The sequence below is a fragment of the Neobacillus terrae genome, from assembly GCF_011393025.1.
Taxonomy (GTDB): domain Bacteria; phylum Bacillota; class Bacilli; order Bacillales; family Cytobacillaceae; genus Neobacillus_A; species Neobacillus_A terrae.
The window spans coordinates 21,094-34,231 of the sequence record NZ_JAAOEO010000011.1 but is presented as its reverse complement, the minus strand read 5'-3'; the positions used below and the strand labels follow the sequence as shown (position 1 = coordinate 34,231).

Here is a 13,138-nt window from a genome sequence, read left to right as displayed (position 1 = left end):
TTAATTAACCTTGTTTGATCATTTGCTGCATTTTTTCAGCTGCTGCTTTTTTATCATCTTGGTTCGCAATGCCGCCGCCTACAATAACAAGATCAGGGTTTACCTCTACCACTTCAGCAAGTGTATCCATTTTTATGCCGCCAGCAATAGCTGTTTTAGCATTTTTAACAACGGATTTAATGGTTTTTAAATCATCAAAAGAGTTTTTGCCAACGGCTTGCAAATCGTATCCGGTGTGTACACAGATATAATCAACGCCCATTTCATCTACCTCTTTTGCTCGTCCAGCAAGGTCTTTTACAGCAATCATATCAACAAGTATTTGTTTGCCTTGCTTCTTTGCTTCTTCTACTGCACCTTTTATTGACATATCCTCTGCTTGTCCCAGAATAGTAATGATATCTGCTCCTGCTTCGGAAGCCTTCATTACCTCATATCCGGCTGCATCCATTATTTTAAGGTCTGCTAGCACTTTTAAATTAGGAAAAGCTTCCTTCATTTCCTTTACAGCTCGAAGGCCCTCATTGATTACCACTGGAGTTCCTATTTCAACGATATCGATATGTTCTTCTACTTCCTTTACTAAAGCAAGGGCTTCAGGAATATTAACTAAATCTAATGCCAATTGTAATTCCATTTATATTCACTCCTCATTATTTAAGAAAATTGGGTGCTACTTTAATTTACCCTTTGTACAAACGATAATCCCCGGGAAGACTATCCAAGGTACATATGCAATTATATATAGAATGAAAAATAAATGTAAGTACGCACTTTAATCTTACATAGTGTCAAAAAGTATACTATGTGTTACACTGGGCTTTAGGGGTGATACTATTGTTACGTTTACAAAATAAAACATTCAATTGTGAAAAAGAACTAACGCTTTCGGTTATCGGCGGTAAGTGGAAAATGTTGATTTTATGGCATCTGGGCAAAGAAGGGACAAAAAGGTTTGGAGAGCTCAAATCTCTTATTCCCGGAATAACTCAAAGAATGCTTGTTAACCAATTGAGAGAGCTGGAGGAAGACCTAATTATTGACCGAAAGGTATACCCAGTAGTACCTCCAAAAGTGGAATACTCGCTGACTAAGCAAGGTGTAAGCTTAATGCCAATTCTGGATTCTATGTACGAATGGGGTAAAAACTATATGGAAAACGTGGCTGAAACCGAAGAAGAAATAAAAATTTCAAATAAATAAAGAAAAACCACAAGTAGTGAGAGAACTTGTGGTTTTTCTTTTTGTTTAGTGCTGATTTTTTACTGATGATAAAATAGGGAATCGGCTCCCTATTCGCCAGCCTCGCTTTGGGGCCTTGCCAGCTCGTTTTTCCGAACGAGATTGAACTAGCATCCAGGAAATGCGAATGCATTTTCGAGGAGTGTCAGCTGATGTCATTACATTTAAACAACTGGGTTTAACAACACACCAATGCAAAAAAATTGGCACACAAATGAATGAAATAACAGTTATCCACAGTTATTTCAGGGTAGAGCCTTCATTTGAACAGTGTGTCTTTTTAATCACTTTTTTCATTTGAGTTTTACGATTTAGAGGAGTAAAGTAAATGGGAAGCGAAGATAAGAAAGAAGGGTTTTTCGTTGAGTAAGCTTCAGCAGGGAACGACAGAATTTCGTAAAGCTAATTTCGCCCTTTTTGCCGGGGGATTTATTACTTTTTCCATACTTTATGATGTACAGCCGCTGATGCCGGTTTTTTCGAAAGAGTTTCATGTATCTGCATCAACAGGAAGTTTGACTCTTTCGGTAACCACTTTTACACTTGCGGTTTCCATGCTATTAACAAGCTCTTTATCAGAAGCCTGGGGCCGTAAGATTGTAATGGCTGCATCCTTATTACTTTCATCACTTATAGTAATGATAACTGCTTTAAGTCCCTCATTTGGATCCTTAATTGGATTTAGAATTCTGCAGGGGGTTGTCCTTGCTGGCCTTCCAGCTATCGCAATGGCTTATCTGGGTGAGGAAGTAGATACTAATAGTCTCGGTGCTGCAATGGGGATTTATATAAGCGGGAACTCAATTGGCGGAATGGCAGGCCGGATTATCACGGGATCGATTACTGACCTTTTTTCATGGCGAATCGCTATGGGCTGTATTGGTGTTATAAGCCTAGCACTCAGTATCTGGTTTTGGCTGAACCTGCCTAAGTCCAAGTATTTTACGCCAAAGCCTTTAAAATTTAAAAATTTATTCGCGTCTCTTATAGGACACCTTAAGGATCCTGCTTTGCTTTGTTTATATGGAATTGCCTTTATTTTAATGGGCAGTTTTGTAACTCTTTATAATTATATCGGTTTCCAGCTGCTTGCACCACCTTACATGCTAAGCCAGACCATTGTCGGCTGGATATTTATCGTATATTTAACTGGCACATTTAGCTCTACTTGGATGGGCCGTTTATCAGACAGAATCGGCCGCCAAAAGGTCCTTTGGACAGGGCTTATTATTATGCTTACGGGGGCAGCTATCACTCTTACAGATCCTTTAATAGTTAAAGTTATAGGTATTGCCATTTTTACTTTTGGATTTTTTGGTGCTCATTCCATTGCCAGCAGTTGGGTGGGGAAAAGGGCCAAGACAGAAAAGGCCCAGGCATCTTCCTTGTATTTATTCTTTTACTACAGTGGTTCAAGTCTTGCAGGAACTGTTGGAGGGTTTTTTTGGTCCCACTTTGGCTGGAAGGGAGTTATTAGCTTTATCGTCTGTCTGCTTCTTTTAGCATTTCCACTATCTATTAAACTCTCGTTCTTACCTGTAAAATCATGGCAAAAGTAATAATAATTTAGTAGAAATATAATAGAAAATTTTTATCTAAAAGGGCTTCCATTTCGGAAGTCCTTTAATTTGCTCTCCATTAATATTTCACTACTGTTGTGTTGAAATAACTATATTGAGAAAATTTTTAAAAATATTTATATTACAAAAGGTATGCTATAATGGTTTTAAAAATATTGGCAATGTTAAACGATGTTGTTGGTTATACGTCTTTTTTTAAGGCTCTTTTTTAAGAGATTGTTGCTATTTGAAGAAATTGCGAGCAAAAATAGGCGAGATCCTCGAAAATGCATTTGCATTTTCTTCGTGCGGTGATGATTCACCGATGCAATCTCAACGTCCTGCGGGAAAAGCAAGCCAGGCGAGACTCCGCAGGTCGTTAGCGACCGAGAAGGCTCGCGGATTGCCCGCGGAAAGCGAGTCTATTTTTGCTTATAAAAACAACAAAGTTTACGAAAAGAGCCTTTTTTAAAAAATCAACAGTACAAATTAACAGAGCTAAAAATATAAAAACTAGGGGAGAATGTTTTATGTTGAAGGACTTTTTCATTGGCTTGTCCCAAAATCAATTTTTAAACAGCGCTGCAAAAAAATATGGATTAAAAATGGGAGCACAAAGCGTTGTTGCTGGAACCAATATTGAAGAAGTAATAAAAAGCATTAAAGAATTAAATGCTCAGGGGATTTCATGTACTGTTGATAATCTAGGAGAATTTGTTTTTAAAGAGGAAGAAGCAACAGAAGCTAAAGAACAAATCCTTAAAGTGATCGAAGCCATTAACGAACACAAAGTGGATGCCCATATTTCCTTAAAACCTACCCAATTGGGGCTGGATATTGATTATACCTTCTGTCTCAACAACTTAAAAGAAATTGTAACCAGAGCAAACCAATATGGTATTTTTGTTAATCTGGATATGGAAGATTACGGCCATCTTCAGCCATCATTCGATCTTTTGGATGCGCTGTCATTTGACTATGAAAATGTAGGTACAGTAATTCAAGCTTATTTTCATGAAGCACAGGAGCTTCTTGAAAGATATAGTAATTATCGCCTGCGTATTGTTAAAGGAGCTTATAAAGAGCCAGCAGAAATCGCCTACCAGGATAAAAAAGAAATTGATGGAAATTTCCTCAAACTTACTGAATGGCATTTGTTAAACGGCAAGTTCACTTCCATTGCCACACATGATCATCGGATCATCAATCATGTGAAGGAGTTTGTGAAAAAGAATAATATTCCGAACGATAAATTTGAATTTCAAATGCTTTATGGTTTCAGAAAAGACCTGCAATTGAAGCTCTCAAGCGAAGGATATAACTTCTGTACATATGTTCCTTTCGGAAAAGACTGGTACGGTTACTTCATGCGCCGACTTGCAGAAAGACCACAAAACTTAAATCTTGTAGCCAAACAGGTATTTAATAAAAAGACAAACACAGTTATCGGCCTTGCAGCCGGTGCCTTTATCCTGGGAAGGCTTTCTAAAGGGAAAAAATAATAGAATAAGTATGCAAAAGCCCAATCCTCGGATTGGGCTTTTGTTTTGGGAGTATGTCATTCTTGATCCCTAGGGCCTCTTTTATAAAAAAGACTTCAAAAAAGCAAACTATTCTTTTTCCTTTATTTGGTTTAAGTAACTATCAACAAGCCTTCTAAAATTTTCTACTTGTTTTTCTCCTAACAGAGCACCGGCAGATTGCAAAGATTGAAGAGCACTTTGAATCAAAAATTTTCTTGGCATCCTGGTTTTTATAACTTCATCCTTGATAAATTCTAAAAGCTCAAGGTACTTTTCACTTTCCGGAATTTGCAACAGAGACTTTAATAAGGGCTTAAGTGCCTCTTTGAAATTTTCCCGAAAAATTTGATTTGTTTTATTATACTGTGGCAGCCACTCTTCCAACTGATGAGGCTGTATAAGCTGAGCTCCCGTTTTCGATACTTCCTCTACTATTTTAACAATCCTGTCCACGGAATAACGGGAAATTTGATGGATGCTTAAATTGGTTCCCTTTGCCATGGCACTGTATTTTAAATTGTACTGGAGAATGCCCATAAACATAATTGAGCAATCCAGCAAGAAGGGTTTTTTATCCTCGCCAAATAAATCTGTAAACCGTTGATATACCCAGTGGATAAACCTTAAGTGATTTCGTCTGATAAATTGCCTTAACTCCGGATCGTTCGAAACAAAAACTTCTTCAAAAAGAGAAAGGAGCTTATGCTTCCTATTTAAAGTCAATTGTAATTCAATTTGTTTAACGAAGACTTCCAGGTTGGCTGGATCCTGGCCTATGAGCAGGTTATTGCGCTCCTGTTCCATCATTTTCGTTATACTTTTAAAAACGGCGATTAATAACTCGTTTTTTGATGAAAAATAGTTATAGAAGGTTCCTTTGGAAATTCCACTGTAATCCAATATATCCTGAATGGAAGTAGCCTGGAAACCTTTATCAATAAATAATTCGTGAGCCTTTTTTACAACAAGCTGTTTTCTGTCATTCATTTCATCACCTGAAAAATCAAATTGTACTGACTGTATAATAAACATGCTACTCTATATCATTGATTATACCAAACCATTTAGGTAAGCGAAATTTTTCTATTGATATATTTGTACCGTTAGTATATTATAGTCTTTATGCGAAATGAGTATTGGAAATTATAGACTAAATTATATACAGGGGGATAAAGAATGGAAGACGTAAAAAAGGCTGATCGTCCGCCTTACGGAATTATTGCGGTTCTCATGATTGGAGCCTTTATTGCATTTTTAAATAACACGTTATTAAACATAGCGCTTCCTTCCATAATGAAGGATTTGAAGATAGAAGCGGCTACTGTACAGTGGCTGACTACGGGATTTATGCTTGTGAATGGTATATTGATACCCTCAACGGCCTATTTAATTCAAAAGTATACGGTTCGCCGATTATTCCTGGCTGCGCTTGGATTATTCACGGTTGGTACAATAGTTGCGGGCTTCGCCCATGTATTTCCTTTATTGTTGACGGGAAGGCTTCTTCAGGCTTCGGGTTCAGCAATCTTAATGCCACTGCTCATGAATGTAATGCTTGTAAGCTTCCCGATTGAAAAAAGGGGAGCAGCAATGGGTGTTTTTGGTTTGATTCTTATGTTCGCTCCAGCAATAGGACCAACTTTATCAGGATGGATTATTGAACATTATGACTGGAGAATGCTATTCCATTTTGTCACACCTATTTCGTTTATCATCCTTTTAGTAGGGTTCTTTATGATAAAGGATAAAAAAGCAAAAGTGAATTTGCGTTTGGATATTTTGTCTCTTCTATTATCAAGTATTGGTTTTGGCGGAATTTTATATGGTTTCAGTTCGGCCGGAAGCAAAGGCTGGGATAGCCCTCTGGTTTATGGAACAATTATTGTTGGGGTTATTTCCTTATTTATATTTATAGTTCGACAGGTCAAAATGGAAATGCCATTGCTTAATTTTAGGATTTATAAATATCCTATGTTTGCTTTATCATCGGTTATTACAATGGTCGTAAATATGGCGTTGTTCTCCGGCATGCTGCTTTTGCCTATTTATGTGCAAAACCTTCGGGGGATAACACCGATGGATGCTGGTTTGCTATTAATGCCAGGTGCCATTTTAATGGCGTTCATGTCTCCAATTACTGGGAAATTGTTTGATAAAGTAGGCGGAAGGATTCTTGCGATTATTGGTTTAATTATACTGACTGTAACTACCTACGAGTTTAGTAAGCTTTCCCTAACAACTACTTATACTCATCTGATCATTTTATATTCTGTTCGTATGTTTGGAATGTCAATGATCATGATGCCAGTTTCAACAAATGGCTTAAACCAGCTGCCAAGAAGGTTTTATCCTCATGGGACTGCCATGAATAACACTTTAAATCAGGTAGCGGGTGCAATAGGTACTGCTTTAATGGTAACAATAATGACAAACCGGGCAGAATCAAAGGGCAAAGAGCTTGGTGCGGCTGCAATGAAAAAAATGACCCAGGTTGCACAAACAACTCATAAACCGCCAAATCCGGCAGCAATTTCTGAAATGAAGCAGCATATAGCTAACCAGGCACTTTTAAATGGGATCAATTATTCTTTCTTGATTGCAACCTTTATTTGTGGTGTAGCTCTTGTACTTGCATTATTCATCAAACGCTCAAAGCCAGCAGAAGACGCAATGGAAAAAAATACTTCTGAACAAAGGACAGTATCCAAATTAGCAGAAAACTAAGAGGATGGCGCGCTTGCGCCATCCTCTTTTGTTTTATTTGCTATTACCTGATTTTTTTAAAAAAGAAAATAAAATTAACAATAAAACCGTAACAACACAAACAATTGACCCAATGATATTGTCTTTATTGAAAAGAAATAAAATAAAAATAAATGCCAGGGCTGCAATTGCAATAATGTTGGTGTAAGGGAACCATTTTAATTGAAACTCTGGTTTTACTTTGTAGTCTCTTCGAAGTTTGAACTGGGCTGCACAAATCGCTATCCAGATTAATAAAACAGAGAAGCCAGGAATGGTCATCATATAACCTATAATTTGATCAGGAGTAATGTATGCTAAAGATACTCCTCCGAGGATAAAGACACTGGTAATCATTATTCCGTTAAGAGGTATTCCTTTTCTGGTTGTTTTTAACAAGCTTTTTGGAGCCTCACCGCTTTGGGCCATACTAAAAAGAGTTCTTGATGTAGCGTAAATTCCTGAATTCGCTGCAGACAATACAGCTGTCAAAAGTACAAAGTTCATAATGGAGGCAGCCCCTGGCAAACCGGAAAGACTGAATACCTGTACAAACGGACTATCGACTGAAGAGACTTTGTTCCATGGAATCATTCCGCAAATAATCAAGATAGGAAGGATGTAAAAAATAATTACACGCCATACTGCACCTTTGATGATGCCTGGCAGTACCTTTTCAGAATTCTTTACCTCAGTAACGGTGACCCCAATGAGTTCAGCGCCGCCATATGAAAACATAACAACTAAAAGAGCACTCAAAGTGCCGCTTATTCCGTGGGGGAAAAATCCACCATGTGCTGTATAGTTTGAGAATGGATCATGAACCTGGCTTGGAAGAACTCCAAATAATATAAGAGCACCCAAGACGATAAAAGCGATAAGCGCCAAAATTTTAATTCCTGCGAACCAAAATTCCATCTCCCCATAATTTTTCACCTGAAAAAGGTTAATGCCGATGATAACCGCCGCACAAATAAAGCTTAAAATCCATAAAGGAGTGGAAGGGAGCCAGTATTGCAAAAAGCTTCCCGCTGCGAGCAGTTCTACTACTGTAACGAGAATCCAGTTAATCCAGTACAGCCATCCAACAATAAATGAAATTCGAAACCCAAATGCTTTATGGACGAGGTTCTGCACATTTAAATTTGGATAAACGATTGCCATCTCACCCAAAGCAGCCATTACAATAAACAGCAGCAAACCTCCTGCTAAATATGCAAGAACTACACTTGGGCCTGCAAGATTCAATGTATCCGAACTTCCTTTAAAAATTCCCGTACCAATCATTCCTGCCAAAGCAATAAATTGAACATGCCTTGGCAACAATCCTTTTTTTAATTGATGGTTATTCTCCATGCTGAAATTCCTCTCATTATAAAATAAAAAAGTCCCTGCTAAATATATCAGCAGGGACGATTGGACAATCGCGGTACCACCCTCATTGCAAGCAGAAACTGCTTGCCACTCATTAAGATAACGGCAATGCCGTCTTTTCCTTATCTAAAAGAAAAAGCTGCTCAGGAAGTGTAATTCATTTCTGCTCTTGTACTGATTTGCACCGGCCACCAGCTCTCTTTAATCAAGAAACAAAAACTACTGCGTTCCCATCTACACATTTTATATTCGTTTATGGTTTGGTGCTTAAACGCTTTTAAGTGATAAAGTATTTTATATTAATATATCATATTTTGCATTCTTGTCAATCAGATAATTTTTAATTAAGTATATGGGATGTTATTTACTCTATGTGGTGAAAGTAAAACGGTTTTGAATATATGTTTATTAAACTATAATTCAAATGAAAAGGAGACACATCTCCATGTGTCTCCTTTAAACAGATTATTACTTTACTGAGCTATTAAAATTGTAGAAGAATTTTGCAGTAATTGATCCATCTGCATTTTCTTTAATATCTGTTACATGAATTCCTGAATCGGCTGGAGTTGAGCTATAGCCCTTCCAGAAGTAGTAGGAACCTGTATGGACATTGCTTGTTACTGGAGTCAGGCTGCTTCCTGTTTTGAAGAAGTCACCAGCATCCCCGCGGTTTACGTAATGCTCAAGGTCATATTTGCCATCTGCCTGAACAACAGACAAACCATAATGAGAAATTACTGTTCCAGTTGACAAAGTAATAGACTGGTTGGATTGGAATCGCTTGTTCATCCAGTTTTCTACATTGTTTGGAGTTCTGTATTGCTTCATTACGTTTTCGTCTACATGCCATGCAACCAGGCCGTGAGCATCTTTTCCCTCACGAATTAAGCCTTTGTTAAAGCCATCTTGCTGAACGTTTTCAAATAAGAAGTACTCAGATCCGTTAGATCCTGGAACTTCCATCTTAACAAATGCCTTGTCGGAATCAGCTTTGTTAACTGGATCTAGCTTAATAGTTTTAACGCCGTCTTCAGGATTAACAACTATTGGACTAGCCCATCCAAGGAACATCTTTGAATACGGATCGAAATGAGTTGGTGAGTTACCGCTATAAGCAGCCGCATCAGGATAGCGCATCCATGAACCGCCTGCCATCATGGAATAGTTACCATCTCCTTGGGATGTATAGGCTGTATCGTATAAATCAGGTAAGCCAAGTGCATGTCCAAATTCATGTGCGAAAACCCCTGCCTGTCCAGGGAATGGACCAGTTTTTGAAGCATCATCATATCCGCCAGTTGCAGCATTAAATCCGGCAACGTTACCGCCAATTTCTGGTTGGATATTGTAATTGTTTACTAATACTCCGTCATAAGTATGATCTTTTAGGAATTGTGTATACCACGTATTCCATTCCTCATATGATTCAATTCCGTCACGGTTTATATCGTCAGCACCGAAACCAGTTTCATAATATTTTCCATAATAAAGTGCGCTCAAAGCGTTCCATTTATGTGACCAGATTTGTGCAGGGTCACCACTGAACTCGGCACCTGTACCTTCATGAACGATAAATACGTTAGGAACTTGCCCGTTAACTGCATATTTTGAGTAGTCTACTACACTATCAGCAGCTTTGAAAAGATCTGAAACCAATTCACCATTATGGGCATCGCCATTTACATTTCCATTTACATATTTTCCATTTTCCGCGTATTTTCCATCCTGGTCAAGATAATAGGAAGCGCCTTTTGGCAGTTCAACCCAAACAAGGTCTGTATTATCTTTTTTAACCAGGGTAACTTTACCGTAGCTTGATTCCTTGTAAATGTTTTGCATAGTGCTATCTGTCGGTGCCTTTACACCATTAAATTCAGCATATTGTTTAAACTCATCGAGCTCGTAAGGATTATAGTGATTTCCAAAAATTAGATCGTCAAAATATTTAGCTGGTACTTGTCCCTTTGGATCACCCTTTGGTTCGTCACCATCTTTAAACTTTGCCAAAATAACCAGTACAGGTACATCACCGACAGCTGGCTGAGGTGTTACATGATTATTTCCAGCCTGTTCGAATTTTGTGCCTTGATTGGCAATTTTGTCTGCAGGATCATTTTTTTCAATGTCTTTGCCCAATTGCTTTGCCTTATCCGCTAATTCAGGAGCGGCACCAACATAATGAGCCAGGCTCAGTCCGTATGTGGATTTTGATTGTGCTTTTACTGCAGGCGCATCATGAGTTTGAACTCCTGCGAATCCGATGCTTCCGGCCATTGCCAGAGCTAAGGCTGACTTAGAAAGAACTTTTAACAAGAAAAACCACCCCTTTAAAAATTTTACATTTCAAATATATCAGAATAATTTGTTTTCTATCAACGAGACTATTTCTCCATTTTTTTTAAAAAGAGGAGACAAGTTTCAGGTCGAAAGGTCTTTAACTTGCTAACATATTCCGAAAAAAGGAATATCACTAGGCTAAAATAATTATTTTTAAAAGATTATAGGGGGTCGAACTTCCTGGCTTTTGTCGAAATTTTTTTAGATGCTCTAATATTTCGCCTCGCAAAAACAGCTTTAATAGAGGGATTGTTCATCCATTTAATAGAGGCTACAATAATATTAAACTTTTAAAGGAGAAATATATATGGAATATAAAATCGTTTCAGGTATGCCTGAACAGAAAATTCTTGAAAATATACTTCAATTACATCACTCTATTTTTAAAGTTAAAGAAAAATCTGGCATAGAAAGCAAACCAAATCTCCTTTTTGCCCTAGCAATAAAAAACGGCAAGGTTGCAGGGTACAAAATTGGATATGAGCTTTACAAAAGAAAGTTTTACAGCTGGCTTGGCGGTGTAGATCCAGACTGCAGAAACCAAGGTATTGGGTCAAAGCTTATGGAGGTTCAGCATCAATACTTACGAGAACATGGCTACAGGATTGTCCAAACAATTACAAAAAATAAGTGGAGAAACATGCTCATTTTAAATTTAAAGCACGGTTATGACATTATTGGTACATATACAGACTACTTGGGAGAACTGAAAATCATTTTAGAAAAAAGACTAGAGGAAGATATAAAATGAAAAAGTGGCTTAGCATATTGTTCTTTTTAGGATTGGTATATGTAGGAGTTTTGCAATTTAAAATTTATGAATACAAAGAGGCTGTTGTTCCCAAGGATGCTGATTATCTAATCGTTCTTGGTGCACGGGTTAAAGGGACCGTTCCTTCTTTGGCTCTGAAATACCGTATCATAGCTGCCGCTGAATGTATGAAAAAACATGGCCGTGTTATTGCCATTGCCTCTGGCGGGCAGGGAAGCGGGGAGGAAATCTCTGAAGCGGAGGCCATTAAACGTGGGCTAATGAAAAGGGGAATAGATGAAGCCAGAATTATACTTGAAAATAAATCTACGACGACATCTGAGAATCTGGCATTTTCTAAAAAGCTGATTCCTTCCGATGCGAATAAAGGATTAATCGTTACAAATGATTTTCACATGTACCGGGCGATGAGTATGGCCAAGGATGACCTGCTTCAAGTATCTGCACTGCCGGCAGAAACCCCTTGGATTGCAGTTCCTAAATCCTATAGCCGGGAATACCTCGCCATTACAAAATATTATTTACTTAAGTTTTTTTAATGTCTTAAAACAGCCGAATTAGTTTTCCGGCTGTTTTTTTGTTTTATCGAACATGATTTCTTTTGGAAGAATTGCCGGTGCTCCTGGAATACTTTTAGGTTTAAAATTTATGTACTCTGCAGAATAAAGCGATACGGAAAGCTGACTTCCTAAACTCCTTGCCCTGATTAATATTGGCTGGCTGTACATATTCTTAAAAACGAAGTCAGGCCCATACCAGCTTACGGTAGCATCTCTTCCAGGAGGAACATAGGTCACTGCTTTTGTGTGCGAATACCTTTGAATAATTTTTAAACCTGCATTATCAGCAGCATTAAATAGGGTTGAGGAGACCTGGCAAATTCCTCCCCCAATTCCCTCGGACAACTCTCCGCGAACAATAATTGGAGCCTTTAAATAGCCCCGCTCGGTTGTCCGTTTCCCGACTATTTTATTAAATGAGAATGTTTCTCCGGGAAATATAACTTTATTGTTAAGTGATTCTGTTGCAAGCGCTATGTTATTGGCGCGTTCCCTGTTCCCTGAATTAAAATAGGTAGTATATCGGCCAATCAGCATTGTATTTATAGAGTCAAGCATCTCACTGTCTACCCTGGGATATACAGGCTGTACAGGAACTTCCAAAATTCTAGGCTTGCCTTCAAAAAAGTATTGAATTAGCTGTACAGACAGCTCTTTCTTATCGAGTTTTTGTCCAAGTTTTTCAGGCATAATGCTGCCATTTTGTCCGATATAGGCATCAGCTGGAGCTTGAGCTACTCTTTCATCAAGGTCGTCAACCAATTCCTCAAGACGAGCAGTGTCAGGAAAGGCAGCACCGGGTTCAGGAATTAAGCTTAGTTTCTCTCTTGTTAAATGCGTTAGCGGAATTCCTTTATTTAAAAGAATCAAATTATCAGACTGGACTGGTACATTTAAACCAAGAAGCAAAGTTAAAATAAAAGTTTGTAACATGTATCCGATTCCTCCTTTCCTTAATATGAACAAGATAAAGGAAAAATATTGGAAAAATCACTGAAACAGTGAAAATTATATTAAATAAAAAGG

At 38.0% G+C, this 13,138-nt stretch carries 11 protein-coding genes and 1 other annotated feature; of the genes, 6 read left to right on the top strand and 5 right to left on the bottom strand.

Annotated elements, in window-relative coordinates; all coding sequences use genetic code 11:
• Positions 1-4: 4 nt before the first annotated feature.
• Entirely contained in the window at positions 5-637 is a 633-nt protein-coding gene (gene hxlA / locus G8761_RS16140; RefSeq protein ID WP_166028485.1) for a 3-hexulose-6-phosphate synthase, read from the bottom strand.
• Positions 638-837: 200 nt separating this feature from the next.
• Between hxlA and G8761_RS16135 the strand changes: the two genes are divergently transcribed.
• The 3 genes from G8761_RS16135 (at position 838) to G8761_RS16125 (ending at position 4,303) form a co-directional block, all read left to right on the top strand.
• A complete protein-coding gene (locus G8761_RS16135) occupies positions 838-1,203 on the top strand; it encodes a winged helix-turn-helix transcriptional regulator (protein ID WP_166028481.1) in 366 nt (121 codons plus the stop codon).
• A 401-nt stretch (positions 1,204-1,604) separates the two neighbouring features.
• The gene (locus tag G8761_RS16130) at positions 1,605-2,801 is read left to right on the top strand and encodes an MFS transporter (RefSeq protein ID WP_166028479.1); all 1,197 of its coding nucleotides are present in this window, start codon (positions 1,605-1,607) and stop codon (positions 2,799-2,801) included.
• A gap of 530 nt (positions 2,802-3,331) precedes the next feature.
• Entirely contained in the window at positions 3,332-4,303 is a 972-nt protein-coding gene (locus G8761_RS16125) for a proline dehydrogenase family protein (protein ID WP_166028477.1), read from the top strand.
• 108 nt (positions 4,304-4,411) lie between these two features.
• On the opposite strand, the gene G8761_RS16120 is transcribed toward G8761_RS16125, so the two are convergent.
• Entirely contained in the window at positions 4,412-5,311 is a 900-nt protein-coding gene (locus G8761_RS16120; protein ID WP_166028475.1) for a TetR/AcrR family transcriptional regulator, read from the bottom strand.
• 189 nt (positions 5,312-5,500) lie between these two features.
• Between G8761_RS16120 and G8761_RS16115 the strand changes: the two genes are divergently transcribed.
• A complete protein-coding gene (locus G8761_RS16115) occupies positions 5,501-7,048 on the top strand; it encodes an MDR family MFS transporter (RefSeq protein ID WP_166028473.1) in 1,548 nt (515 codons plus the stop codon).
• Between the two features lie 33 nt (positions 7,049-7,081).
• Here G8761_RS16115 and G8761_RS16110 read toward each other — a convergent pair whose 3' ends face one another.
• Complete coding sequence (locus tag G8761_RS16110) at positions 7,082-8,422, bottom strand: amino acid permease (RefSeq protein WP_166028471.1); 1,341 nt, start codon at positions 8,420-8,422, stop codon at positions 7,082-7,084.
• Positions 8,423-8,471: 49 nt separating this feature from the next.
• Positions 8,472-8,686: a binding site (T-box leader), on the bottom strand.
• Positions 8,687-8,908: 222 nt separating this feature from the next.
• Entirely contained in the window at positions 8,909-10,756 is a 1,848-nt protein-coding gene (locus G8761_RS16105; protein WP_166028469.1) for a M6 family metalloprotease domain-containing protein, read from the bottom strand.
• Between the two features lie 331 nt (positions 10,757-11,087).
• Between G8761_RS16105 and G8761_RS16100 the strand changes: the two genes are divergently transcribed.
• Complete coding sequence (locus G8761_RS16100; RefSeq protein WP_166028468.1) at positions 11,088-11,531, top strand: GNAT family N-acetyltransferase; 444 nt, start codon at positions 11,088-11,090, stop codon at positions 11,529-11,531.
• Complete coding sequence (locus tag G8761_RS16095; RefSeq protein WP_166028466.1) at positions 11,528-12,091, top strand: YdcF family protein; 564 nt, start codon at positions 11,528-11,530, stop codon at positions 12,089-12,091. Before G8761_RS16100 ends, G8761_RS16095 begins: the two co-directional genes overlap by 4 nt.
• Positions 12,092-12,109: 18 nt before the next feature.
• On the opposite strand, the gene G8761_RS16090 is transcribed toward G8761_RS16095, so the two are convergent.
• Positions 12,110-13,045 (bottom strand): VanW family protein, encoded by a 936-nt coding sequence (locus G8761_RS16090; RefSeq protein ID WP_166028464.1) that lies wholly within the window; start codon positions 13,043-13,045, stop codon positions 12,110-12,112.
• Between the last annotated feature and the right edge of the window lie 93 nt (positions 13,046-13,138).